Raw genomic sequence first — 26,543 nt, forward strand, 5'->3', positions numbered from 1 at the left:
CTGTCAATGAAATCATTATCAGACATTCTACGAACTCATCCACATTTCGAAAAAGTTATTTCAAGCGAAAAGCCATTCCGAAAACTTGATTTTTCTGCGCAGAACCGAGACTTATTGACTCGTGATTTGAGAGAAATTTCTGTATTTTCTAATTATGTTTTTGAAGAAATGTTATCCCAAAATCAGTACGTCGGCATCGGCGGCTACGATGAGAATCGGGTAATTTACCGGCAAAGAGAGCACTTTACAAATCAGGAAAATGCAAGAAGCATTCATCTTGGCGTTGATATCTGGACAGCAGCTAGTGAACCGGTATATGCGCCGTTAGCCGGGGAAGTACACAGTTTTGCATATAACAATCATTTTGGCGATTACGGCCCTACCATTATTCTGAAACACGAACTGGATCATGTACCATTTTACACTTTATACGGTCATCTTTCTTTAAAGTCGCTGGAAAATTTAAAGGAGGGAAAACTGATAACAGCAGGAGAGAAAATCGCAACATTTGGCACATTTCCTGAAAACGGTGATTGGCCACCGCACCTTCACTTCCAAATAATCAGTGAAATGGGTGACAAAAAAGGCGACTTTCCAGGCGTCAGCAGCATCGCGGAGAGAGAATATTATTTATCAATATGCCCCGATCCGGATTTGATTTTGAGAATTAATGGTTAGAGGCAACGTACTGGATTAAAAAGGAATTTCCCCGGGAGCTTTTAATTTCACTACAAAACGCTTTGCATTTATAACCATGATTTGATGCGCATTAATTATTTTTATACGTATATTAGTTTTATTAAAACAAGACTTAATCTGACAATTGAGGAATCTCTGCTTCTTCATGTCAAAGAATATGCGACTTCAAAACAAATCAGCATTTCTCAAATGGTAGAAGATTATTTCAAAAATATTATTGATCCATCTCCCAAAAAAGAGAATATAATTGATATGATAGAACAATTAGAATCTCCTACGTTTAATACTGATCAGGATTTGAAAAAGTTATTCTATGAACAGAAAGGAACAAAATATGGCATCTAGGATTTTTCTTGACGCAAATATTTTGCTTGACTTCCTTCTAAAAAGGAATGACTATAATGGCGCAAAAAATTAATGCAATTGATTGTCGATAAACGATTGCGGGCGTTTTATAACGCCTGCCATAGTTCACATTGTTGCATATTGGGTTGCCAAAGCTTACGGAGTCGGCCAAACTAAAAAATTGCTGTTGACACTTTTAGTAGATGTTATGGTAATTGACTGTACATCATAAAATGTTATGGTAATTGACTGTACATCATAAAATCGACTTCTTTATTAGTAGAGACAGACAATTACAGAAATCTGCTATCACATCGCTACCCGTTTTTGATTTAAAAGAATTTTTGAACCTCATATAAAAAAAGGAGTTTTGCAGAAAAATTAAACCTCTCTGCAAAACTCGTTTTTATTACTCCATTGAACGCGACGTTTAACAACTAAACTTTTTTCCGTTCTAAATTCGGTAAGAATCCTGTCAATAATCCGATCAGAGGAAGAAACGAACACACCCAGAATACATATTCGATACTGGTGCTGTCTGCCAATCTTCCCAAGATTGCTGAACCTATTCCGGCGATTCCGAAGGCGAATCCGAAGAACAAACCTGCAACCATCCCAACCTTGCCAGGAATTAATTCCTGAGCATATACCAGGATTGCAGAGAAAGCGGATGACAACACAAGACCGATAATGACGGTCAATGCACCAGTCCAGAAAAGGTTGCAATAAGGTAACAGCATAGCGAATGGCGCCACGCCAAGAATAGAAATCCAGATGACATATTTTCTTCCGATTTTATCACCGACTGGCCCGCCAACAAATGTACCGGCCGCAACAGAAAACAAGAATATAAATAGATGGATTTGAGAGCTTTGTACCGAAACGCCAAATTTATTGATGAGATAAAAAGTATAATAGCTTGTCAGGCTCGCCATGTAAATATATTTTGAGAATATCAGCAGCAAAAGAATGCCAATAGAAAAGGCGACTTTACCTTTTGAAAGATTTAAAGCCTGATCATTTCCCGAGGCAGCTCCCGATTTCTTGCGGTTTAAATGCATATTCTTCTTATACCATCCACCGACTTTTGACAAAATAATGATGGCTATCAGGGCGACCAGGGAAAACCAGATGATCTGAAAACGTCCGAATGGTAAAATGATCAGAGCTGCTAACAATGGCCCAAGCGAGCTTCCTGCGTTACCGCCAACCTGAAAAAGTGACTGCGCCATTCCGTGCCTTCCGCCAGAGGCCATACGTGCAATACGAGACGCTTCCGGATGGAAAACCGCAGAGCCGATACCAATCAGAGCGACAGACACCAGAATAATTTCAAAACTCGGTGCCATGGAAAGAGAAATTAACCCAAGCATAGTAAAACACATGCCGATTGCAAGCGCAAAAGGCTGCGGTTTTTTATCAGTATATAAGCCAACCAACGGCTGAAAAACAGAAGCACTTAACTGAAAAGTAAAAGTTATTAATCCAATTTGTGAGAAAGTTAAATGGAAAGAATCCTTGACCATCGGATAAATGGATGGAATAAGAGATTGCAAAGTATCATTCAGAAGGTGTGAAAAACTTAACGCTAATAAAATTGGGAATACAGCTTGTTCCGCACTGACCGCAGGTACCTCATAAGCACCGGATGGATTTTCTTCAATCGTTTTCATAATTTATTCTTATTCTGGGACTGATTTTAAACTGGTTGGCCTGTAATTTTGGCAGCGCATTCCCAAGCCTTTTGTGGATTTTGATCGATTATACTTTGCAGAAGTTCTTCGTGCAGTATCTGCGTTTGAACAAAACTTTCAGTATCGATAAACAGTTCTGAAAAATATTCTTTCAGATTCTTTGCGACGGTTTTGTATAAGTCGAGGAGTATCTCGCTCTGCGATGCTCTCGCAATGCTGAGGTGAAAATTGATATCCGCTTCGATACAGGCCGAGGGAATATTGGAAGCAGCCATTTTTCTACGTTCTGCCAGATATTTTTTCATTTCAGCAATGTCTTTATCTGTCCGGTGCAATGCCGCTTTTTCAGCCACTTTTAATTCGAAAAGTTGCCGAATTTCGTTTAATTCACGACCCTTTGCTCTCAGAAAACGTTCGGACATAGACTCTGAGTCGGCCTGCTGCTTTTCGACGAAAGTTCCTAATCCTTGTTGTACTCTGACCAAACCTGCATTGGAAAGATTCCTGACCGCTTCTCTGATGGTGGATCTGCCCACGCCGAAAACGGCCATCAATTCCGGTTCAGTAGGTAATTTTGTTCCTACTGCAAACTCTCCCTTGGAGATCTTCTGCTGTAATCTGCTGGCCACATCATCTGCCAGACTCATCCTCTTTATTATGTTCTCTTTATTCGTCATATCATCTGATGTTTCAAAAGTACACAATTTTTTAATGGTACAAAAGAAATTGCGCTTCAAAGCCAAATGGGAATTAAAGCGCAATTAAATATTCGAACAAGATGATTATTTTCGATAAATCGTAGTGGCGGCAGATTGCGCAGCAGCAAGAATTGTTACATCAGCGATTGTAACTCTTCCTGGTGCATTGACCGCATATAAAATCATGTCAGCGATATCACTAGCCTGCAAGGGATCAAAACCCTGATACACTTTTTCCGCCTTTTCCTCATCGCCTTTGAAGCGCACCAGAGAAAATTCGGTTTCCACAGCACCAGGAGCAACATTGGTAACTTTTATTCCGTGCTGCGTTAATTCCAGACGCATCCCTTCGCTCAGCACTTCGACCGCTGCTTTTGAAGCACAGTAGACCGCGCCGTTGATGTAAGTTTGCTTTCCGGCGACCGAGCTGATATTTACAATATGGCCTTTTCCGTTTGCTATCAGGATGGGAATTATTGCTTTTGATACATACAGCAGGCCTTTAACATTTCCGTCGATCATGGAATCCCAGTCCTCTGTATCCCCTTCGTCCAAAGTGCCGAGTCCATGGGCGTTACCTGCATTATTGACCAGGATATCAATATTTTTCCATTCGTCAGGAAGTGAAGCGATGGCATCTGATACTGCTTTTTTATTTCGTACATCAAAAAGCAACGTGGTGATCTTCACTGTATCCGATAATTCTGCGATTAAACTTTCCAGTTTTTCCTGGCGACGGCCGCAGAGTATCAGATCAATTCCCGCCTTGGCAAATGCTTCTGCTGTGGCTTTTCCTATGCCGGACGTTGCTCCGGTTATCAACGCAATACGAGACATTATTAACTCAATTTATATTTCCGGTTTCCCAAACAAGCTTTCTAACACCATTTTGCGAAAACCGGAAACTAACTATTTATTAATTTTCTTGGTATTCAAACTGCTGAAATTTCCATGTTCAAGTTCGGAAGCCTTACCGAAAAGTTTCAAAGCACTCTGATAAACATTATCCATCGGATTCAGCACTTCGTAAACTTCATTATTCAATCCATTCTTATGTTTTCTTCCCCAAACGTAACGGCCAATAATCGCCTTGGTCTGTGACTGCACAATTGGTTTTGAACGATTTAATTCCTTTTCATTCAGTTTGATCCCCGACTTCGTTGCATCTTTTACCAGCTCCGAAATCATGGCATCTGAAACTTCAAATGTTTTCAGATATTCGTCAAATGTTTGTTTTTCCAGTCTTTTGGAGTTGTCATTTGCATAACGCAAAGCATATTCCCGGATGATATTTTTGGCATATAGTTCAAACAGATACTTACTGTTCATCAGCGTATCGCGCGGAACAAAAACGTCCGGCATGATACCGCCACCGCCATAAACTGTTCTTCCGCCGTCCGTTTTATATGCCTTTGTTTTATCAAATTTGATACTATCCGCATTGAAAAACTCACCGCTGTCATAACGATGTGTCAAATCCTGGTTATAATCTTCACCTTTGCCCATTTCATACGGCTTCTGGATACTACGGCCGCTTGGCGTAAAGTATCTTGAAATCGTCAGACGCAGCTCTGCTCCATCCGAAAGCTTGATTGGCATTTGAACCAGCCCTTTGCCATAAGAACGACGGCCGACTACGAGCGCGCGATCATGATCCTGTAACGCACCAGCCAAAATTTCAGAGGCCGAAGCGCTTCCTTCATCAACTAGCACGACAAGCGCTCCTTGTTCAAAACCACCCTCAACATGTGAACGGGTTTTCCTGTCGAAGCGACTATCTTTTCCCTCTGTATAAACCAAAAGTTTATCTCCGGAAATAAATTCATCAGCAATGCTGGTCGCCCGTTCCATATAACCTCCCGGATTTCCACGGAGATCCAGCACCAATTTTTTCAAGCCATCTGCCTTCAACGTACTCAATGCAGATTTAAATTCATCAAAAGTAGTTTCAGAGAAACGGCTAACCTTGATATAACCGATTTCCTTATCGACCATATATGCGGCATCAACTGAATACGTAGGAATCCGATTGCGGACGACCTCAAAATTCATGTTATCCTTCAATCCAAGACGCTCAATGGTCAGGGTAACTTTCGTTCCACGCTTTCCACGAAGCAGTTTGTAAACCTGCCCGTTCGTAACCCCGGGTGCAGAAAGTACTTCCTTGTTGACTTTAAGAATCCTGTCGCCACTCTGAATTCCAACAGCTTCTGATGGTCCACCACTTAGCGGTGTCACGACGTAAACGGTGTCATTATAAATATTAAACTCAACGCCAATACCATCAAATCCTGAATCAAGTTGCGACCTGGCCGCAGTGGCTTCTTCTGTATTAAAATAGGCGGTATGCGGATCCAGTTTTTCCAGCATTTTGGAAATGGAATAATCAACGAGCTCTTCAGTGTTCACAGAATCAACATAATTATTTTCTACCAGAAGCAAAACTTCACGGAATTTCGCATATCCCTTTGCCACGTCGGTCAGCTTTTTGCCGCCGCTGAAAAAAGTACTGCCCAGTAACATACCGGCAGCCAGCGTGATGCTGATAATAATGGGTAAACGGATGACAGATTTTGAATTGCTGACGGGCTTTTCCGGATTTTCGTGACTCATTTATAAATTACTTTTTAAGAAGTAAAGTTAAAATTTTTATTTAGGCAAAAACGCATAACCAATAACGAACGGTTAACCTAAAACCTTGTGCTGGTTTTAAATATACGGAAAGAATGGGGTATCTCAAAAAGGATTATTCCACTTCTTTAAATTGAAAAAAGCTGTACGTTTTTTTAGCGTATCAACGAAGATAGTATATGCGATATTTGATTAAAATAGGCGGTTTGTAGTGACAGTTTGTCGTTTTTAATTAAATACTTTTACGTGACGGTATGAAAATCTTCTGAATAATAATTCGCACACTTACTACTCATCCCGAGATGTTAAAACTTTTCAACTACGACCTGCAAAATTTTGCTAGTCCATCAGCCAGTAAAGCACTTCTTTCCAAAATTACCGTCAAAAAGTTAGCAGAATATGAAACGATTCTTTCTCCCGGTCAGTACCAGCAAAATTTATATTTTATAAAAGAAGGCGTTGTTCGTTGCTATTATCAGTCGCTGGAAATGCAATGGACAAATTGGTTTGCTGCCGAGGGAAGCCCGATTTTTTCGACAGAAAGCTTTTTTAGTGGAAATCCATCACTTGAATATATTGAAACTTGTACTCCAGTGATACTTTATCAAATAACCAGAGAAGATTACCGAACCTTAATGGCAGAATTCCCTGAGCTTTATGAACCTGCCTTTCATCTTATTCAGAGTTATCTGCATATATCAGAAAAACGTATGTATGGTTCTCAGATGCAGACAGCTTATAAACGTTATGAAGATTTTATAGAAACACACCGGCATATCGCCAATCGAGTTAAGATGCAGCACATCGCCAGTTATCTAGGAATTACACCTACCCACCTTTCTCGTATTCGAAGAGAATTTGCCTGTAAGGCTTACAAAAACGTGGCAAAAGTTAATGTAGGTACATGAATCAACCTATGTTGAGAAAGTTGGTTGGCTATTGACAGGCCACTTTTTAAGTTTTACGTTTACAAGAAGCAAAGCCACCTTCAACCTTCGGTTGGTCCCCACGGGTAGCAGGTGACTTTGCAGAAGTCCAACTGTTTCCACAATTAAACCAAGACAAAATTATGAAAAAATGTTTTCAATTAACCATTGCGGTTTTTTTAATCGTTGGTGTACTTACCAAATGTCAAACTCCTCTTGTCAACAATCGTATGGAGTCTATTAATGAACATACTCCACTACGGAAGCTTCAGGAGAAAGTTATGGTTGAGATTCTCAACCTTGCAAAAGAAGATCGGTTTAGACAGTATATTCTGGCGGAATGTCTTAAGCAAAAGCACGGAGATTATAATGTCTATATCACAGACATCATCGCATCACATCGAGAAATTGATAAGTATAAAAAATCTATGGCTACACTAGAACAGCTTGTTGGGTTGATAAAACCCTTGGTAAACGATAATGAACCGCTGGTATTCTACCCAAGGGCTGAAACAATTGAAGATGAAAGGATAGACCATCCTGAAGCAAGGTCCGCCGAGGTTATTATGTCCGAACCACTTGGAGTAATACAACCTGTTGAATCGCCTCTGGATGGACAAAGCACGCAGCGTGTTAGTTATGCACCGGAAGGGGTAGATGCCTACAGAGCTTATGTTAATGGCACTTGGGTTTGGGTACAAACTGTTGATGAGGAATTTGCGTGGGAAAATGATATCTATGTTATTGGTAATGAAGAAAATGTTTCAGCAGGAAATATGGTCCAGAATAACTTACGAGTAGATGGGCGAGCCGAATATGGAGGAATAATTCAGGTTACTGATATTAATGCAATTGAACACTGGACTTCGGGAAAATTAGAATTTAAAATGATTATTGTTGGTGCATCCGGGTCACCTTCGCAAAATATACCCTTCGGTAAACGTAAGAGAAAGAACTTTAGAAATAATAACTGGTATGACTTTGGTTATTTTGTTGGTAATTGGAATAAATCGACATACGGAAACTGGATGACAGAAGCTTGGATAGAAGAAGATGGAGGAGCATCCGCTAGTACTACTATTACTTTCCCATCAACATCTGGTGGTCCAGCAATTGGATACACTTTCCCAAGTCAGGATCAAGATGATAAACTAGGCCAATTTACAGTACAATTTGACGATGCTGTTGGACAAGTTTACAATATCCAGAACGCAAACGTAAAAAGAAAATAATTTTTCATTCATACACATTATCACTTCAAATTACGAGTGATAATGTGTTTTAATTTACTTTTATGAAAATAATAACCACCCTCGTACTACTTTTTTTCTTTTTTAGTGCTTCTGCTCAGACAAATCAAAAATTCGACCAAAGCTTTGTAAATCTAACCGCAGGACGCAGCACACATGGAACAGGAGATATGAAAGGAATTTCGCAGAAAATTACCTACGGTAAATATTTTAGAAAAAAACTAGTCTGGTCTATTTCGGTTGGAGCATCTATTCATGATGGTTCATTTCGTAATAGCACTACACAATCCGATGGTACGGTTCTGGATCATTCTTTTCGATATACTGCCGGGGGAATTCAGACTTCTGTTGGCCTTGGATATAGTTTTATAAAGACAAAAAGAAACGAGTTAGGTTTGAAAATTGATGGTATTTTGCGTTATCAATCTTCATCTTATTTTGACCAATTATTTATTGTTTTTGATCCACAAACAACTGGTATTCCTTATCCGGCAACATATATTATAAACACCTCGCCACAAAAGACTTACGCAGTTGGAGTATCCCCAGAATTATTTTATAACTATTCCATTGGAAAATCTTTATTCCTGGGTGCTACTGCAAATTTCCAGGCTGATACGAATGGTGATGTATTAACGAACTTGTCTATTTCGATCGGAAAACGATTTAATTAACACATTTGGAAAATAAACTTTTAAACAAACCCATCCAAAGCCTCCGGATTCCGCATCGTGTCCTTACTGACCGCTTTTGCGGGATCCATTCCCATCAGTATTTTCTTAATCGGTGCTTCCATCTTTTTTCCATTAATCGTATATGGAATAGCGGCAACAGCTTCGATGGTATCAGGTACATGGCGTGGACTGTATTGGGTTCTTAATGCATGCTTGATTTCCTCTTTTAATGTTTCGGTTAATTTCTTATTTTCTTCCAAAACAACAAACAAAGGCATAAATCCTCCCCCATCTTCCTTTTCAAGATATACCACAAGACTGTCCTTAATCTCAGGCAAACTTTCCACGGCGCTGTAAACTTCGGAAGTTCCGATACGGATTCCGTCACGGTTTAAGGTTGCGTCTGACCTTCCGTAAATAATTACAGAACCTCTGGATGTGATTTTGATCCAGTCGCCATGGCGCCAGACGTTTGGATAGGTTTCAAAATAGCTGCTTTCGTAACGCTCATTATCTTCATCATTCCAGAAATAAATCGGCATAGAAGGCATCGGTTGGGTAATGACCATTTCTCCCAATTCTTCAATAACGGAATTTCCATTTTCATCAAAAGCTTCAACTTTGGCACCCAAAGCACGACTTTGAATTTCTCCCGGATAAACGGGTTCCATCGGATTTCCACCGACAAAAGCACTGCAAATATCCGTTCCGCCACTTAACGAAATAAGCCAGACTTCTTTTTTGACATATTGATAGATCCATTCATAAACGTCCGGCGGAAGCGGAGAACCGGTTGAACCGATGGTTTCCAGATGCGAAAGTTTTTCAGCAGGAATACTTGTTCCGCTTTTCATACAATTGATGAAATAAGCTGCTCCACTCCCAAAGTGTGTGATTTTGGCCCGTTCTGCCAATGTCCATAAAACCTGGGTACTCGGAAAAGCGGGAGAACCATCATATATCACCAGCGTGGCTCCGCATAACATGGAGCCCAAAGCAAAATTCCACATCATCCATCCGGTCGTTGAATACCAGAAATAGCGGTCGCCGGGTTTTACGTTTTGGTGAATTGCTAATATCTTCAAATGTTCCAGTAAACAACCGCCGACACTGTGCGTTATTGCCTTTGGTTTTCCTGTTGTTCCGGATGAGTAAAGTACCCAGATCGGATGTTCAAAGGGAACGGCTTCAAAATCAATTCCAAAATTGGGCAAATGTAAAATATCTTCCCAGGACCTGATCCCTTCGGGTTTTGACCGGGAATCAATGTTGGAAATCATGACAATATCTTTTACGGACGGTAGAGAAGATCCAAGCTCCATCGTTGTCCCCGTAGTATCGACGGTTTTTCCGTTGTAATGATATCCGTCAGTAACAAACAATACTTTGGGCTCAATTTGGGAGAGCCGCTCTACAATTCCCGCTCTTCCAAAATCCGGCGAGCAGCTGGACCAGACCGCACCGATTGCATTAACAGCCAAAAATGCTACCACCGCCTGAGGGATATTGGGCAAAACCGCTGCTACCCTGTCCCCTGGCCTGACGCCCCGCTGACGAAGCCATGTTGAAACAGCCGCTACCTGCAATTCAAGCTCTTCCCAGGAAATTTTTGTTAATCCTTGTGTTTCAGATTGGAAAAGTATGGCGGGATGATCCTTTGTTTTATTTCTGAAAATGTGTTCGGCATAATTAAGGCTTGATCTTCTAAACCATTGTGTACCAATCATTCCCTTTTTTGGCCTGCGCAAAACTTCCAGATAGATGTCGTGCGATTTGATATGAAAATATTGCCAGAGACTTTCCCAGAAATCTTCCAGATCCGTCACCGACCATTCCCATAAATCATGATATCCACGAAAATAAAGTCCTTTTTTTACGAAAAGCCAATCCATATATTTTTTGAGATTGGACTGTTCCGTAAGTTTTTTGCCTGGTTTCCAAAGTGGTTGTAACTGAGTATTCGTTGGCATAGGACATGCAAAATTTAATGGATATCAGGTAACGAACATTACTAACGTCGTAATGACACTTTTCGGATAAAAGAAACCAAAATATTTATTATAAAAATTAGTGTATCTTTGCATTTCAAAACATAAATAACACATAGTACTCTGAACATCAGATACGTTTGTAAATGCGTTTTAGTGGCATTTTGTTATGACAACGGTCATCAAAATCACTAACCGAAGTAACGACAAGTTTGTAGAGAGGAAAAAAAATCCAGTAGTGATACTGCATTCCTAATGAGAAAAAGAATAACAAAATCGAGTGATGCGAGCTCTTCGCGTCCTCCAGGTAGAAGTGTCAATGCTTCGGCCCGCCCATTTGGTAAAAAACGTCCGGAAGCAGAAAGTCGCTTCAGCAAGCCAAGTATAAAAAAATCCAGTCTCCGGGCAGCAGCTCCAAGCGCTGAATCGTCAAGATCTTATAGCGACAGACCAAGCGGCGACAAACCTCGCTTCGACTCGGAACGTCCACGTTACGACAAACCAAATTTTGGCAAACCTGGTTTTTCTAAACCGGGCTTCGATAAGCCACGTTTTGACAGAGGCGGTCAGGACAGACCTTCTTTTAACAAACCACGTTCGTCAGATCGCGATGGTGATTCCCGCGGTTTCAAGCCAAGAGGTGAATTTGTACCAAGAGAAAGATCAGAGGGTAGAAGTTTTGATAAGCCGGGCTTCGACAAGCCACGTTTTGAAAGATCTGGTTCGGACAGACCCGGTCAAGATAGACCCAGTCAGGACAGACCCGGTCAGGATAGACCTTCTTACGACAAACCACGTTCGTCAGACCGTGATGGTGATTCTCGTGGTTTCAAACCAAGAGGTGAATTTGCTCCCGGTCAGGACAGACCAAGAGAAAGATCAGAAGGAAGAAGTTTTGACAAGCCAGGTTTCGATAAGCCGCGTTTCGAAAGATCTGAAAGACCCGGTCAGGACAGACCTTCTTATGACAAACCACGTTCCTCGGACCGTGATGGTGATTCCCGTAGCTTTAAGCCAAGAGGTGAATTTGCTCCCGGTCAGGACAGACCAAGAGAAAGATCAGAAGGTAGAAGTTTTGATAAACCGGGCTTCGACAAGCCGCGTTTTGAGAGATCAGAAAGATCTGGTCAGGAAAGACTTGGTCAGGATAGACCAAGAGGTGAATTTGCTCCACGAGGAGAAGGAAGAAGTTTCGACAAACCTCGTTCAGAAAGAGGCAGCGATGCGCCACGTTCTTTCAAACCTACTCCTTCAAACGGAAGACACGAAAAACCGGCTTTTAAAAAAAAAAGCGATTTTGAAGAGGTAGTTAATACCGATCCTTCAACAGAACAGCGTGCAATTGAAGAAGCAGCCAACCGACGTGTTGGAAGATTTGAGACTGCACCTCGTTATAATTTAAGTGGTTACGATAAAAAACCAGGTGCAAAACGCAAGCAGGAAAGTTCTGAAATGCGTTTAAACCGATATATTGCCAACGCCGGTATTTGTTCCCGTCGCGAAGCAGATGACTTGATCGCATCCGGACAAATTTCTGTAAATGGAAAAGTTGTTACAGAGATGGGTCATAAAGTTGAACCATCTGACGTAGTTAAATTTGGCAAGAAAGCATTAAGCCGTGAAAAACTGGTTTACGTGCTTATTAACAAACCAAAAGATTATATCACGACAACTGACGATCCGGAGGAACGTAAAACAGTTTTGGATTTAATCAAAGGAGCTTGTTTTGAGCGTATTTATCCGGTAGGTCGTTTGGACAGAAATACAACCGGATTACTTTTGATGACAAATGACGGAGAACTGGCTGAAAAGCTGACGCATCCTTCTAACGGAATCAAAAAGATTTATCAGGCTGAACTTGACAAACCGATCACAACAGAAGATTTCGAACAACTTCAGGCAGGATTAGAACTGGAAGATGGTTTTGTGAAACCTGATGAATTAGGAATCGTTACTGCGGACGCTATGGTTGTAGGACTGGAAATTCACAGTGGCAAAAACCGAATCGTTCGCCGCATGTTCGAACACCTTGGTTATGAAGTGCAAAAACTGGATCGTACCGTTTTTGCCGGACTAGACAAGAAAGATTTGCCAAGAGGAAAATGGCGTTTCCTAAGTGAAAAAGAAGTGGTCAGATTGAAGTTTATGCTTTAATATTTCGAGCAATCTTCAATACAAAATATAAAAAATGGTCCCGGAAAATTATTTTCCGGGACCATTTTTTTATCTACAATCTCAGCGATTTATACAAGCTAAAAGCTAACACCTAATCGCTAAAAGCTATTTTAAAATCTAAATCCGAATGAATAAACATCATAAGGAGCATCGATATATAAACCTTCAAACTGAACCATAGAATCAGATTTACCGGCAAGTGACGCTTCCAGTTCTTTTACAGATTTAACTGGTTTGCCATTCACTTTTGTAATGATAAAACCTTCTTCAACTCCTGTTCTGGCCAGTTTTCCACCATCGATAGAAAGAACCTTTACGCCACCTTCCACTTTATATCGTGTTAGACGTTGTTTTTCCTGATCGCTGATGTTACCAAATTGCGCGCCTAAAACGCTCATAACAACAGCAGATTCATCGCGTTTTAAAATATCAGAACCACCTGTACGGTTACGTAATGTAACGCTCAAATCTTTCTCGGTTCCATCACGGTTTACAGTAACAGTAACTTTGTCACCAGGTTTGTGCAAACCAATTGATTGCTGCAACTCAGGAATTGAATGTGTATTCATTCCATCCACCTTCACGATTACATCACCTTTCGTAACGCCACCTGCTTTGGCCGCACTATTTTCTGTGAAATCACGAACATATACACCGTCGTTCACTTTCACGCCATATTCTTCCGCTTTCCGGCTATCAAGTTCGTCAAGGGATATACCAAGATATCCGCGCTGAACATTACCGAACTTGATAAGGTCACCAGAAACTTTTTTCACAATACTTGAAGGAACTGCGAAAGCATACCCTGCAAAACTTCCTGTCGGACTTGCAATGGCTGTATTGATACCAATCAATTCACCTTTCAAATTTACCAACGCACCACCACTATTTCCAGGGTTAACAACCGCATCCGTCTGAATAAACGATTCCAAAGGAACATCCGCAGTTATTGCCGAAGTAGGTCTGGCGTTACCACGACGATTTTGAGATTGACCAATTATTCCGAGTCCACGTCCTTTCGCACTGATAATCCCGGCAGTAACTGTTGATTCCAGATTAAAAGGATTACCAACTGCTACAACCCACTCTCCTACTTTTACCGCATCAGAGCTACCAAAAGTAATAGCTGGAAGGTTTTTTCCTTCAATTTTGATTACTGCAATATCCGTTGATGGGTCAGCTCCAACTACTTTTGCACGGAATTTACTTTTGTTTGACAAAGTAACTTCCAGCTCCTGAGCACCTTCCACAACGTGGTTATTGGTAACAATATATCCATCCGCTGAGATCACAACACCCGATCCCGACGCCTCTGACGATTGCGGGCCGCGAGAACCGCCACCACCAAAATCATCTCCAAAGAAATCACGGAAAATATCAGGAATATCTCCCTGGCTGCTTCGTGATGATCTGGTCATCGTAGATTTAATATGCACTACTGTCGGCGTAGTTGCTTCTGCTGCGTATACAAAATCACCGGGAGCACCAGCAGGCGCGCCGGTCGAGGTGAAACGTGCCAGTGATTCGGAAGGAGCTTCTTTAAAAATAACATCCTTATCACTATTTGAATTTAAAAGTTTAAAGCCTGCAAGGGTTGATGCGCTCGAAAGCAGCCCAACCAATACCAAAGCTTTCCAGTTTGTTTTCATTTCCATATGTTGGGGTTATAACTATATTAAACAAATAACGTAAACGAACCTGCAAATTATTCCCTTTCTTAAGCCTTTTAACATATTTTAACAAAGGTATGAATCTGAAAATTCACTGAAATATATTCTGCGTTAATATTTAATCCTTTATACAGCAAAAAAGGCGTTATTCATGCCAAATAACGCCTTTTCTAAAATTAAATTTTAAGCAATTTCAATTTCACGCAATGGTTTTTCAATTGCTTCCTCGCGTTTTGGAAGTTCCACTTTTAAGATACCATCCGCGTAAGTTGCAGCAATTTTTTCGCCGTCTACCGCATTTGGTAAGGTGAACGTCCTTTGGAAAGAACTATATTTAAATTCTCTGCGAGAATATGTTTCGTTCGCTTCCTGCTCTGTTTGTTCTTTTTGAGCAGAAATTGTCAGCTGGTTTTTTTCCAGGTTTAATTTGAAATCAGATTTCTGAAGGCCTGGTGCTGCTACTTCAATTCTAAAACCTTCTTTGTTTTCAACGACATTAACTGCTGGAACGCTGCCGGCATAAGCTGGTGCGAAAAATTCGTTTAAAGCTTCTTTACCAAAAAATCCGTTGTACAATTTAGGATTCGCAAAGTGGGTTTTTACTAATGTGCTCATGGTTTTATCGGTTTTAATTTTCTGATTTAAAGTTTAAGTACCGTTGCGGTATGCGAAGGATTTTAAAACTTTTGTACCGATGAGAAAAAACAACCAGACCATAAGACAAAATGGCATGATTATTAATAAAAGCAAAAATTTTGTGCCATAATGGCCGAAATATTAGCTTTAAGATAGAATTTCTGTCAACATTTTCTTAATAAACGAAGATCAAATTGAAAAATCACAGGAGTTGGAATTGGGATGGTTCGTGATAAAGACTATAAAATTTAGCGACTGTAATATCACATTCGGAAATTATAGCAAAGCAATTTATTATGCAGGAAAATATTACGATTCTTAAAATGCATTAGCACTGTAAAAATCCGTGAATTAATTTACGGAAGATGATATATTTTCATGAATCGCTTGAAGATCCTATTTCAATTCAAGCTGTTCACAAGCTCTTTCGGAGGCAGACTGCTCTGCTTTCTTTTTGGTAAAACCATTACCAGTTGCAAACGGTTGCTCGTTGACTAAAATCTGGGAGATAAATTCACGGTGATGACGGGTTCCTCTCTCTTCAAGAATTTCGAAGCGGATCTCCTTACCTTCCCGTTGCGCCCATTCGATGATAAGGCTTTTGAAGTTGATATTATTCTGGATGATATCGTCCAGATCGTAATGCGTTAAAAGCTTACTAATAATAAATTTCCGTGTAAAACGAAATCCCTTATCCAGATAAATTGCTCCTACAAATGCTTCCAGTGCATCGCCATACATGGAAGATCTCGGGGACATACCACGACGGTTTCCGTCATATTCGATAAGACGGTCTAAACCAAGCTTTCGGGAAATTTGATTGAGCGATTCACGGTTAACAATCCGTGAGCGGATTTCAGTTAGAAATCCTTCGTCCTTATAAGGGTATTTGGTAAATAAAAATTCGGCAACAACCATTCCCAGCACCGCATCACCCAGATATTCAAGCCTTTCGTTTGATTCACGAAAACCTTTAATAGCTGTTTCACGGGAGGCCGATGTATGGCGAAATGCCAATTGATAAACACCCAGGTTTGAAGGGCGGTCGCCAATTACATGCGCAATAGATTCCTTAAATTTCTTATCCTCGGGGCTCCCTGTTCTAAAAAGGGCGAGGATCGGTAAAAGAATTCGTTTTGCCAAAATCAATAAGTTAATTATTCCTCGAACCTCTTGAAAATAACGGAAGCATTATGACCGCCAAAACCAAAAGTATTACTTAGGGCTATATCGACCTTGCGTTTTTGTGCTGTATTAAAAGTAAGGTTTAATCGGGGATTAATCTCCGGATCATCTGTAAAATGGTTGATCGTCGGTGGAATAATCTGATCCTGGATCGCCATGATACATGCAGCTGCCTCAATTGCTCCCGCACCTCCAAGCAAATGCCCGGTCATGGATTTGGTAGAACTGATGCTCATGTTGTAGGCATGCTCACCGAAGAATTTCTCGATTGCTTTAATTTCCTGCGGATCACCAATAGGTGTTGAAGTACCATGGGTATTGATATAATCAATATCTTCTGGCTGCAATCCTGCATTTTCAAGCGTATTTTTCATTACCATGTAGGCACCGCGACCTTCCGGATGCGGAGCGGTAATGTGGTATGCATCAGAAGACATACCTCCACCAATCATTTCGGCATAAATCTTCGCGCCGCGAGCTTTGGCGTGCTCGTACTCTTCCAAAATCAATGCTGCACCACCTTCTCCCAAAACAAATCCATCCCTATCCTTATCATAAGGACGTGACGCTGTTTCCGGTGAAGCGTTATTTTCTGATAATGCTTTCAACGCATTAAATCCTCCCACACCTGCATTTGTAATGGCCGCCTCGGAACCGCCTGAAATACATACATTCATCATACCCAGACGGATATAATTAAATGCGTCAATCAGGGCATTGGTCGCGGAAGCACAAGCTGAAACCGTAATGAAAGTAGGTCCACGAAAACCATAACGAATGGAAAGAACTCCCGACGCGCTATCAGCAATCATTTTAGGAATAAAGAATGGATTGAAACGCGGATTTCTTCCACCATCTGAGAAGTTTAAAACTTCGTCCTCAAATGTTTTCAAACCACCAATTCCCGAACCCCAAATTACACCGGCTTTGTCGAGATCAAGTGTATCTGCGTCAAAGCCGGCGTCCTTCATTGCTTCGTCAGTTGCAATTACGGCATACTGGGTAAATGGATCCATTTTACGAGCTTCCTGACGCGGAATGTAATCATGTATGTCCAGCCCTTTTACCTCACAGGCAAATCGGGTCCGAAACCGTTCGGCATCAAACCTGGTTATAGGCGCAGCACCGCTTACGCCTGCAACTAAATTCTTCCAATAGGTAGGAACATCATTTCCAATAGGCGTCAACGCGCCCATACCGGTAATTACAACTCGCTTAAAACTCATAAAATAGGGACAGAAAAAGAAGATGATACTGGAAAGGCGTAAAACTATTTTACGTTTTCTTCCAAATATGCAACAGCCTGACCAACTGTACCAATGTTCTCGGCTTGATCATCAGGAATAGAAAGATTGAATTCTTTCTCAAATTCCATAATCAACTCAACGGTATCTAGAGAGTCCGCTCCCAAGTCGTTCTGGAAGTTTGCTTCTGGCGTTACCTCCGACTCTTCTACGCCGAGTTTTTCGACGATAATTTGCTTAACTCTTTCTGCAATTGCTGACATTTTGTAAACACTTTTTGGTTAAAATCGCAACAAAGAAAGATATTCTACTTCACTTTGTCAACATTTTTTTAAAACCTGTAATAATACTGTCCCAAAACCAAGGGAAATAAAAGAAACAGAATATCAAATGCTTAACCCTTTAAGTTCCACGAATACAACGAATCACATAGAGAAGATTGCAGATAACCGTACCTTTACAGAACTTTATTAATTTTTGATTATTCGTATTATGTTGTCAATTCCGAAATTAAAAAACACTGATTCTCCCCAGTTTTTCCTTATGGCAGGCCCTTGTGCGATAGAGGGAAGAGATATGGCATTGCGTATTGCGGAACATATTGTTACTCTGACAGACAGGCTTAAAATACCTTATATTTTCAAAGGATCTTATCGTAAAGCCAACCGTACGAAAGTTGATTCTTTTACCGGAATTGGTGATGAAAAAGCTTTAAAAATCTTGCAGGAGATCAGCCAGACCTTTGGTGTCCCGACTGTTACTGATATTCATGAATCACACGAAGCGGCTTTTGCAGCGGAATATGTTGATGTTTTGCAGATTCCGGCATTTTTATGCCGCCAAACAGAATTAATTGCAGCAGCAGCTCGTACCGGAAAGGCGGTAAATGTTAAAAAAGGACAGTTTCTTTCGGGTGCTTCGATGAAATTTGCGGTTGAAAAAATAAATGAAACGAATCCGGATTGCCAGGTTTTGTTGACAGATCGCGGCAACAGTTTTGGTTATGGTGAATTGATCGTGGATTATCGCAATCTTCCCGCCATGCGCGCTTTTAATGTTCCGGTGATTATGGATTGTACGCATTCATTGCAGCAGCCAAATCAGGAATCCGGCGTTACAGGCGGAAAGCCAAAATTGATCGAAACAATCGCCAAAGCAGCCATTGCAGTGGGTGCAGACGGGCTTTTTATTGAAACGCATTTCAACCCGGCAGAAGCGAAATCAGACGGAGCCAATATGTTACCGCTGGATCAGCTTGAAGGATTATTGGAAAAATTAGTGCGGGTCAGAGAGTCCATTTTGTAATCATTACTTTAAAAAATAAGGTTGTGGTTAAGGCCGCAATCTTATTTTTTTTAAATCTTTTATGGAAAAACAGTTTACACGTTGCATCTTCCTTGTAACTTTTATCTGTCAGGGGTTATTTTCAAATCAGGTATCTGCTCAGGCGATTGACTCGGTTTACCACGATACACTGGTTCAGAAAAAACCAGAAAAACTTTGGCAGTTCCGGCCTATTGAAGCCGTAGCACCGGTTTCGCTGGCTCTGGCTGCATTTGTTACGCAGGGTTCCATCAGCAGACAGCTGCAATCTCATGTTGTAAGTGAATATCCTAACTTCAACACAAAAAATTTTGATAATTACCTCCACTACTTACCGGCCGTTGTCAGTTTAAGCCTGGGTGCCTCTGGTGTGAAGGGAAGACATTCTTTTGGCGATCAGCTTATTCTTGCCCTTCTTTCCAATCTGGTTGCACAGGGGGTTACCGGGAGTTTAAAGATGATATCAAAATATCCTCGTCCAAACGGGGAAGATAACCATTCTTTTCCGTCAGGGCATACCAGCAACGCATTTACGAGTGCCACAATACTCCATGAAGAATATGGGCAAAGAAGTGTTTGGTATAGCGTAGGAGGTTACACTGCCGCAACTACGGTCGGTACGATGCGAGTTCTTAAAAATAAACATTGGCTTGCGGACGTGCTGATGGGCGCAGGAATTGGTATTGCGGCGACAAAAGTCGTTTACATCAGTTATCCGTGGTTGAAGCAGAAGGTTCGCAGAATCCGGAAGAAGTAAATAAAAATAATTTCTATTCTGAATTCCTGCTGACATAGGGTTGTCGGTAGGCATCATTTATTTTGCCAAAACAACAAACAAAATAAATGATTATGGAATTGAAGAAAATACATCCAATGCAGGTTTTATGTTTTGAAACAAAAACAAAACTTTCAGAAATTGGAGAATATGTGCGCGTGGTTGCCCATAAAATGTACCAAACTGCCGTCCGAAATGACCTGGAAATCACCGGACCAGTTTACTGGGTTTATGAAGGTATGGATGGAAATCCCGAAACGATTTTTTCACTGACAATCGCTTTGCCAATCTCATTTCGAGAAAAACATCTTGAAAACTCAGATTTCAAACTAAAAAGCCTCCGTGCATTTCAATGTGTTTCGGCGCAGCATTTAGGGGATTGGAACAAGTTAGGCGAAACATACGGATCATTAATTCCAACCATCGTTTCAGGAGGCCAGAATATGAGTGGAGAAAATCGTGAAATTTATTTAAATATGGATTTTCAAAATCCGCAAGCTAATATTACCGAAATTCAAATAGGAATTACCGAGTTTTAATATTCTATGTCTTACTGCGATTACGTCAACAACAATCCATCCGAACTTCCGGATTATCTTTTGCACAAACATTATCACGATCATCAATATGGCTTTCAGATTGATGACGATGATGAGCTTTTTGGCAGATTTATTCTGGAAATCAATCAGGCAGGTTTGAGCTGGACGCTGATGCTGAGAAAGCAGGAAGGTTTTCGAAAGGCGTACAGCAACTTCGCTATTGAAGAGATAGCAGCTTATACAGAAGAAGATCGGGAAAGATTATTACTTGATCCGGGAATTATCCGTAATCGTTTGAAGATTAACGCAGCCATCGTTAATGCACAAAAAATTGTTTTTCTGAAACAGGAATACGGCTCTTTTAAAGGCTGGCTGGATGCGCATCATCCGTTAACGCTACCCGATTGGCTGAAATTATTTAAGAAGAATTTCAAATTTGTTGGCGGAGAAATTGTGAATGAATTTCTAATGAGCACCGGGTATTTACCTGGTGCGCATAGTGTTGGGTGTCCGGTTGCTATAAAACTCAAAAAATCTTCGGATTCCTTACAGCAATAATTTTTTAAATTTTCGCTTCACATTTGCTGAATTTTGAAAACAACTGATCAATTTTTCAAATTCACTGGCCATCAATATTCCGATAATCTTATAATCTAAGCCTTCGACAGGATAAATATCCTTTAAAACGCTGATTTCGTATTCGTCTATTTGCTGCCCATAAACATAGGTATTAAGAGGAAAGGCCCAACCGAGCGTGGTTATTTTATGATTGGCAGGAAAAATATAACAGTTAAAAGAGGCTTCCGGAATTTCTAAACATCGCTCGTTTTCATTTAAGTTTGATGGACGAAAATCTACACTTGAAGGCAAGCTTGCCAGAATTGATTTACCGTTAATAACTTTTAGGGTAATAAAATATTTAGGTTTTGACTTGTTACCATTCTTAAAATAAAACGGATCGAAATACAAAATGCTTCCTTCCCTATCCATGATCGCTACATTTTCAACGACTGACTATTATCTAAATAATTCCGTTGATCATCATAAATGGCTTTTTTGACCGGCGTTCCATTCAGTAATCGGGAAAAATCAATACGAATTTCTGTTGAATTCATTTTACCTTCTTCAAGATATTCCAGTACGCCATGTTCCGAAGCGGTAAGATACCAAAGGGAATGTTTGCGATGTGTAAGCTGTACAAGATCTGATGCAGAGTAGTCCTTAAAAGTATCTGTGATATGTTCCAGCAGCTTCATTTCATTATCCGTGAATTCGTCATCCGAAAATTGCACCTTTGGAAATATATCAATCGTGGCATCTACACTTATGTTTTTTCGAATATACTTAGACAACAATACCGGCTCTTCTGATGATAGATCAACAAATATATCACGGGATACTGGCCCAAGTTTCCACACCGTGAAATCCAGGTTAAAAAATGGCAAGCCATAAGTTCTGACACTGTATTCTTCAATCAGATATATAAGTTTGAGAAGTTTGGTTTTGGACAAAGGCTTTATCCGCTCCGCTAAATAAACGATCGCATTACCAATTTTATCAATTTCGGATGAGGAAAAAGGATGTGTCATAACAATTGAATTTACTTTATAAATTTAACGAGGATCAGGACATTATCTGCAATTCAAAATGATCTTTTCTCAAAACATATTTTAATTCCCCTGCTCCTCCTCCCAAACCGCCAGCGCCAGCTTAATCTGCCCATAATCATACTTCTCATTTAACATTTCAAAAAGAGGTTTCAGAGGTTCATCACGGCGGATACTTATTTCCTGTGCAGCCGTTACAATGATTTTGTAGACATTCGGATCTATTAATGCCTTCAAATTAATGTCGTGCCCGTCTTCTTTTAATTTTACCAGATGAGAAATGATCGTGACCGGATTCAGGTCCCGTTTTTCTGCTATTACTTTTAAGGAATAACCCGCTTTGAATAGCTCCCAGGTTTCAACGTAAGTCATTCCTTTGGCTACACGTGTTCCGGGTTTGGTATTTTCCTTCGCAAAGTCAACGATCTCCCTGATAAACGTTTCTCCATAATTCCGGAAACGCTCCGTACCAATCCCTGAAATCGCTTTCATCTGTGCTTCGGATACAGGTCTTTTCTGCGCCATTTCAGATAAAGTGGCATCGGTAAAAACTACATAAGGCGGAACGCCCATACGATCTGCAATTTGCTTACGAAGCGTTCTTAAACGTTCAAACAAGGCATCCCGGATAATTTCCTGTTTCGGTTTTTCTTTTGGAAGCTGCGCTTCTTCTTTCGCTTTCCGTTCAGAAAGCGGGATAAATCTTACCAGTTCCACTTTCCTTTTTCCATACAAAACCTGTTGGCTTGCGGGATTTAATTTAAAAGAATGCGCTTCATCATAGGCGATATCCATCACCCCGGAATTTAATAACTGACTAATATATTCCGCCCATTCTTCTCCGCGCAGATCGTGTCCTACGCCAAAAGTCGGCAGTTTGTCATAACCATACTGCAAAACATTTTTATTCCGGCTGCCGCGCAAAATATCAATCAGCATACCCATGGCTACTTTTTCCTTGGTACGCGCAATTCCTGAAAGTGCTTTTTGCGCAATTACAGTCGCGTCGAAACGTGACCGGGGATTCCGGCAAACATCACAATTTCCGCAATCCTGATCTACGGCTTCATTAAAATAACTCAGCAAAATCCTTCTCCTGCAAATATCGGCTTCGGCATATTGCTTCATCCGGTTCAGTTTCGCGTTCAATAATTCTTTCTGCTCTTCGGACTGATCCGAATTGGCTATCATTTCCTGGCGGGTAATGATGTCCATATAACTATAAAACAAAACCGTATCAGAAGGCGATCCGTCACGCCCTGCCCGGCCGATTTCCTGATAAAAACTTTCTACGTTGGAAGGCAGATTGTAATGGATAACCCAGCGGACATTGGATTTATCAATTCCCATTCCGAAAGCTACCGTCGCAACAATAATCTGGATATCGTCCCGAAGAAACTGCTCCTGAACTTTGGATCGTTTTTCAGAGGCTAATCCGGCATGATAAAACTCAGCTTCAAATCCTGCTTTTTGCAAACTGGCAGCTACTGTTTCGGTTCCTTTCCGGCTCAGACAATAAATGATTCCAGCCTGACCGTTATGTTTTCTCAAAAAAGTTTGAATTTGTTGAATTCTGCCTCTTCCCGGCAAAACATTCAAACTTAAATTCGGTCTGTCAAAACTGGCGACAAAAGTTTGTGCTTCTTCTATACCAATTTGTTTTAAAATATCACGCCGTGTTACCCGATCGGCTGTTGCAGTCAAAGCTATGACCGCAACTTGCGGGAAATATTTTTTCAACGCACTTAACTGACGATATTCCGGACGAAAATCATGGCCCCAGGAAGAGATACAATGTGATTCGTCAATGGCGAAAAGAGAAACATTCCACTCCCGCAAAAATTCAAATGTATTTCCTGAAAATAGCCGCTCAGGTGCTATATAAAGTAATTTTAACTCTCCGATTTTGGCCTGCCACATCACCTGATCCTGTTCTGCGGAAGAAAGTGAAGAGTTCAAAAAAGCTGCATTAACGCCATTTACTCTGAGCGCTTCAACCTGATCTTTCATCAAAGCAATCAACGGAGAAATCACGACTGTTAAACCGTCACGCATGATGGCAGGGATCTGAAAACAAACCGATTTTCCTCCACCCGTGGGCATCAGTACCAGACAATCCTTTCCAGCCATTACGGTATCAATAATTTCGGCCTGCTGAGGCCGGAAAGTATCGTAGCCAAAATATTGTTTTAGAGCCTGTTCTTTGTTTATGGACATGATGAAGTGGTTTCTAAGCGGTAAGCCAATATAAATTCGAACTCAGGGATTATTCCTGTTGTCAAATCCGGTATGTATTTTATTATAAAACGAAAATATCCGCAAAAGTAACGATTCAAAACTGATACATGACCTGCGCTTTTAATTCACTCCTTTTTTTACCTTCAATCTCATTAAGTCCGGAACTGATTGTTTCCAGTTTCAAATAATGCGTCCGCGACCATCGGAGCCAGAGTTTCATCTTCTGTGTCAATGGATAACGCAGCATCAGATAATGCCTTGTTCCCTGGTCATAATATGCCGGAAGCGAAAAAGCGTATAACATATCTTTTTCATAAACATATTGCCGGCTATCATAATTGTCCGTTTTGAAAAAAGCAATTCGTCCGCTCAGTTCCAGTTTTGAAATCCGGTAAGTGATATCCTGTACTATGGTAAATCCGGAAGATTTAGATTTTCCCTCATACCAGAAATCACCTCCCTGCAAACGCGTGCGAAATGAGAATTTTAACGGAACTTCATATTCAAAGTTAATCATCGCGGTTCGGCGAGTCGTTGTTAAAACCTGAGATATCGGAAACCGAGAATCCGGCTCGTTATGCGCTTTTTGTTTTTCATGAAAAACAGCATACATATTCAGTTTTTTATTCGGTTTCCAAAGTGCATGCAGGAAATAATCAACTCCATCCGAAGGCGCGTTTATCTGATATTTCAGCCATGGAAAATAAAAACGGTCATAAAATCCACTGAATTGCCAGCGCCGGTTTGGCGAATAACGCAGCCCCCAGTATGCACCGCTTTCATTGATTGGACGTGTTGCTTCACTCATTGAGCCACCGTATAAGGAGTGAAAATTTCTGTCGTAATGACGAAGTAATAATGTAAAATCAAGCATCCTTCCCAAACCTGTTATTAAGCCCCCGATCCCTCCCAGCCCGCCATTTTTAGACCTGGCACCTTCTCCGAAGAAATGCATATTCTTCCAGCGGTAATCTCCGTGGACTCCTGTAACAGTATTCTGATTTCCCTTAAATTCAAACTTATTATAAAGCTCATCTTTTTTGTGTAAAGTAACACTGTAAAAGGTATTTAAGACCGAAAATCCAACCTGGCCGCGTTGGGATAACAGTTTATAAAGCGCATGAAAACCAATATTTTGCTCACCAATCGTTCCCTGGTTTTCACGTTCTGTTTTTGTTCTATGATAACCTGAAATTTGTAATGACGAAACTGTAAGTTCGTCCTGAATGGTGGCATTGTTTTCCAGATTTCCGTCACGTCTTGTGTAGGAATAAAATAACGTGACATCCAGTTGTTTTCTGACCGCATACGTCGCCGCCGCGCCACGAAAAAAGCCAGATTCCAAAACAGAAGTAAAAGGTCGTAATCCTAATGTGCTGCGATAAGTTGTTCTGATCACTTCCGAGCCTTTTCCCAAAGAAAATCCGCCGGACATGATCATACCTTGCCCGGCCTGCATTTGATAATCTCCGATAATCAGATTTTTTAATTTTCCGCGATTCATGATCTGTGCATGAAAAGAAGAAAAATCAGTACCAAAAATCTGTTTTTTGGGTTGCCAGCTCAAAACTTCGCCGGCATCATTTTCCATTACAAAACCGAAACTGAATGAACCCGCCCGGGCATAACGATAGCGGATATTTCCATACAAAGGTTTTCCCTGGTATCGGGATGTTGACCGGCTTGAAGTATCAATGGCCGTAAATCCTTTTTGCTTTTCCAAAACACGACCAGATCTCAATAATAAAAAATGCTGGGATGGATTTTGTAAGGATTCTCTAAAAGGCAAAGCTTTCGGTCTTACGATTACAAAAGGAATTAATTTTCTGATCGTAATCAGATCAAAATCCGGAATTGCCTGTAACTCATAAAGTGATAAAAATGGCCCAAGTTTTTGACGATAATCAAAAAATGATTTTATCTGAACTTCTGAAAGAATCAGTGTTGCTGTCAATTCATCGGTCGTAACCGCATTCAGATCCAGCGGATTGGTATATAATTGAAATAACAATTCATACAGACCTTCATTACTATTTTCTTCCGTAGCAATCGGGATAAGATCCTGGATAAACTGGTTGATATCAATTTCCGGACGCGGCGGTTCCTGGGCGGAAAGTTTTTTGGCAAGAAAAAATATGCAAAAAAGTGTTAAAACAACTAACCGAAAAATCGCACATGAATGCCTGTGTGGTGGCTTCATGTGCGATTTTTCTCTATCGTTCGTCATCCTTTACGGATTTGTTTAA

24 protein-coding genes are annotated in these 26,543 nt (G+C 40.7%); 10 read left to right on the forward strand and 14 right to left on the reverse strand.

All coding sequences use genetic code 11. The features are described 5' to 3' along the window. Positions 1-6 precede the first annotated feature (6 nt). Positions 7-678 carry a peptidoglycan DD-metalloendopeptidase family protein gene (locus AC1XUO_RS19165; RefSeq protein WP_483331385.1) on the forward strand — a complete coding sequence of 224 codons (672 nt, stop codon included), beginning with the start codon at positions 7-9 and terminating at the stop codon, positions 676-678. Positions 679-762: 84 nt separating this feature from the next. After that, the gene (locus tag AC1XUO_RS19170; protein ID WP_483331386.1) at positions 763-1,044 is read left to right on the forward strand and encodes a DUF6364 family protein; all 282 of its coding nucleotides are present in this window, start codon (positions 763-765) and stop codon (positions 1,042-1,044) included. Positions 1,045-1,481: 437 nt separating this feature from the next. Here AC1XUO_RS19170 and AC1XUO_RS19175 read toward each other — a convergent pair whose 3' ends face one another. From AC1XUO_RS19175 to AC1XUO_RS19190, 4 genes are all read right to left on the reverse strand, one after another. Beyond that, positions 1,482-2,717 carry an MFS transporter gene (locus AC1XUO_RS19175; RefSeq protein WP_483331387.1) on the reverse strand — a complete coding sequence of 412 codons (1,236 nt, stop codon included), beginning with the start codon at positions 2,715-2,717 and terminating at the stop codon, positions 1,482-1,484. Positions 2,718-2,743: 26 nt separating this feature from the next. Then, positions 2,744-3,415 (reverse strand): FadR/GntR family transcriptional regulator, encoded by a 672-nt coding sequence (locus AC1XUO_RS19180; protein ID WP_483331389.1) that lies wholly within the window; start codon positions 3,413-3,415, stop codon positions 2,744-2,746. Between the two features lie 105 nt (positions 3,416-3,520). Continuing rightward, positions 3,521-4,273, reverse strand: coding sequence for an SDR family NAD(P)-dependent oxidoreductase (locus tag AC1XUO_RS19185; protein ID WP_483331390.1), 753 nt, complete (start codon positions 4,271-4,273; stop codon positions 3,521-3,523). Positions 4,274-4,345: 72 nt separating this feature from the next. After that, a complete protein-coding gene (locus tag AC1XUO_RS19190; RefSeq protein ID WP_483331391.1) occupies positions 4,346-6,049 on the reverse strand; it encodes a S41 family peptidase in 1,704 nt (567 codons plus the stop codon). 320 nt (positions 6,050-6,369) lie between these two features. On the opposite strand from AC1XUO_RS19190, the gene AC1XUO_RS19195 reads away from it, so the two are divergent. The 3 genes from AC1XUO_RS19195 to AC1XUO_RS19205 all read left to right on the forward strand — a co-directional run bounded on the left by AC1XUO_RS19195 (position 6,370) and on the right by AC1XUO_RS19205 (position 8,917). Beyond that, a complete protein-coding gene (locus tag AC1XUO_RS19195) occupies positions 6,370-6,975 on the forward strand; it encodes a Crp/Fnr family transcriptional regulator (RefSeq protein ID WP_483331392.1) in 606 nt (201 codons plus the stop codon). Positions 6,976-7,136: 161 nt separating this feature from the next. Beyond that, positions 7,137-8,225, forward strand: a complete 1,089-nt coding sequence (locus AC1XUO_RS19200) for a hypothetical protein (RefSeq protein ID WP_483331393.1) — start codon at positions 7,137-7,139, stop codon at positions 8,223-8,225. Positions 8,226-8,287: 62 nt separating this feature from the next. Next, on the forward strand, positions 8,288-8,917 hold the full coding sequence (locus AC1XUO_RS19205) for a hypothetical protein (RefSeq protein ID WP_483331394.1): 630 nt from the start codon (positions 8,288-8,290) through the stop codon (positions 8,915-8,917). A 20-nt stretch (positions 8,918-8,937) separates the two neighbouring features. Here AC1XUO_RS19205 and AC1XUO_RS19210 read toward each other — a convergent pair whose 3' ends face one another. Beyond that, complete coding sequence (locus AC1XUO_RS19210; RefSeq protein ID WP_483331395.1) at positions 8,938-10,887, reverse strand: acetoacetate--CoA ligase; 1,950 nt, start codon at positions 10,885-10,887, stop codon at positions 8,938-8,940. Between the two features lie 273 nt (positions 10,888-11,160). Here AC1XUO_RS19210 and AC1XUO_RS19215 point away from each other — a divergent pair, with 273 nt between their 5' ends. Next, positions 11,161-13,059, forward strand: a complete 1,899-nt coding sequence (locus tag AC1XUO_RS19215) for a pseudouridine synthase (protein ID WP_483331396.1) — start codon at positions 11,161-11,163, stop codon at positions 13,057-13,059. Positions 13,060-13,190: 131 nt separating this feature from the next. Here AC1XUO_RS19215 and AC1XUO_RS19220 read toward each other — a convergent pair whose 3' ends face one another. From AC1XUO_RS19220 to AC1XUO_RS19240, 5 genes are all read right to left on the reverse strand, one after another. Further along, positions 13,191-14,729 (reverse strand): Do family serine endopeptidase, encoded by a 1,539-nt coding sequence (locus AC1XUO_RS19220; RefSeq protein WP_483331522.1) that lies wholly within the window; start codon positions 14,727-14,729, stop codon positions 13,191-13,193. A gap of 204 nt (positions 14,730-14,933) precedes the next feature. Further along, positions 14,934-15,365 (reverse strand): Hsp20/alpha crystallin family protein, encoded by a 432-nt coding sequence (locus AC1XUO_RS19225; RefSeq protein WP_483331397.1) that lies wholly within the window; start codon positions 15,363-15,365, stop codon positions 14,934-14,936. Positions 15,366-15,782: 417 nt separating this feature from the next. Further along, complete coding sequence (gene rnc, locus AC1XUO_RS19230) at positions 15,783-16,529, reverse strand: ribonuclease III (protein WP_234650721.1); 747 nt, start codon at positions 16,527-16,529, stop codon at positions 15,783-15,785. A gap of 14 nt (positions 16,530-16,543) precedes the next feature. Beyond that, positions 16,544-17,797 carry a beta-ketoacyl-ACP synthase II gene (gene fabF / locus AC1XUO_RS19235; RefSeq protein ID WP_234650720.1) on the reverse strand — a complete coding sequence of 418 codons (1,254 nt, stop codon included), beginning with the start codon at positions 17,795-17,797 and terminating at the stop codon, positions 16,544-16,546. 44 nt (positions 17,798-17,841) lie between these two features. Next, entirely contained in the window at positions 17,842-18,078 is a 237-nt protein-coding gene (locus AC1XUO_RS19240) for an acyl carrier protein (protein WP_015813362.1), read from the reverse strand. Positions 18,079-18,307: 229 nt separating this feature from the next. Between AC1XUO_RS19240 and kdsA the strand changes: the two genes are divergently transcribed. From kdsA to AC1XUO_RS19260, 4 genes are all read left to right on the forward strand, one after another. Continuing rightward, the gene (kdsA, locus tag AC1XUO_RS19245) at positions 18,308-19,120 is read left to right on the forward strand and encodes a 3-deoxy-8-phosphooctulonate synthase (RefSeq protein ID WP_483331398.1); all 813 of its coding nucleotides are present in this window, start codon (positions 18,308-18,310) and stop codon (positions 19,118-19,120) included. Positions 19,121-19,181: 61 nt separating this feature from the next. Next, a complete protein-coding gene (locus AC1XUO_RS19250) occupies positions 19,182-19,895 on the forward strand; it encodes a phosphatase PAP2 family protein (RefSeq protein WP_483331399.1) in 714 nt (237 codons plus the stop codon). Between the two features lie 92 nt (positions 19,896-19,987). Continuing rightward, positions 19,988-20,452 (forward strand): GyrI-like domain-containing protein, encoded by a 465-nt coding sequence (locus tag AC1XUO_RS19255; protein WP_483331400.1) that lies wholly within the window; start codon positions 19,988-19,990, stop codon positions 20,450-20,452. A gap of 6 nt (positions 20,453-20,458) precedes the next feature. Next, a complete protein-coding gene (locus AC1XUO_RS19260; protein ID WP_483331401.1) occupies positions 20,459-21,010 on the forward strand; it encodes a DNA-3-methyladenine glycosylase I in 552 nt (183 codons plus the stop codon). Here AC1XUO_RS19260 and AC1XUO_RS19265 read toward each other — a convergent pair. The 4 genes from AC1XUO_RS19265 to AC1XUO_RS19280 all read right to left on the reverse strand — a co-directional run bounded on the left by AC1XUO_RS19265 (position 20,999) and on the right by AC1XUO_RS19280 (position 26,524). Beyond that, a complete protein-coding gene (locus AC1XUO_RS19265; RefSeq protein ID WP_483331402.1) occupies positions 20,999-21,442 on the reverse strand; it encodes a hypothetical protein in 444 nt (147 codons plus the stop codon). The genes AC1XUO_RS19260 and AC1XUO_RS19265 overlap by 12 nt on opposite strands. A gap of 5 nt (positions 21,443-21,447) precedes the next feature. Then, complete coding sequence (locus tag AC1XUO_RS19270; protein ID WP_483331403.1) at positions 21,448-22,041, reverse strand: Panacea domain-containing protein; 594 nt, start codon at positions 22,039-22,041, stop codon at positions 21,448-21,450. 81 nt (positions 22,042-22,122) lie between these two features. Beyond that, positions 22,123-24,276 carry a DNA helicase RecQ gene (recQ, locus tag AC1XUO_RS19275; RefSeq protein ID WP_483331404.1) on the reverse strand — a complete coding sequence of 718 codons (2,154 nt, stop codon included), beginning with the start codon at positions 24,274-24,276 and terminating at the stop codon, positions 22,123-22,125. 115 nt (positions 24,277-24,391) lie between these two features. Then, positions 24,392-26,524 carry a ComEA family DNA-binding protein gene (locus tag AC1XUO_RS19280; protein WP_483331405.1) on the reverse strand — a complete coding sequence of 711 codons (2,133 nt, stop codon included), beginning with the start codon at positions 26,522-26,524 and terminating at the stop codon, positions 24,392-24,394. Positions 26,525-26,543: the final 19 nt, after the last annotated feature.

Source organism: Dyadobacter sp. HNCC25DJ186 (genome assembly GCF_056895235.1).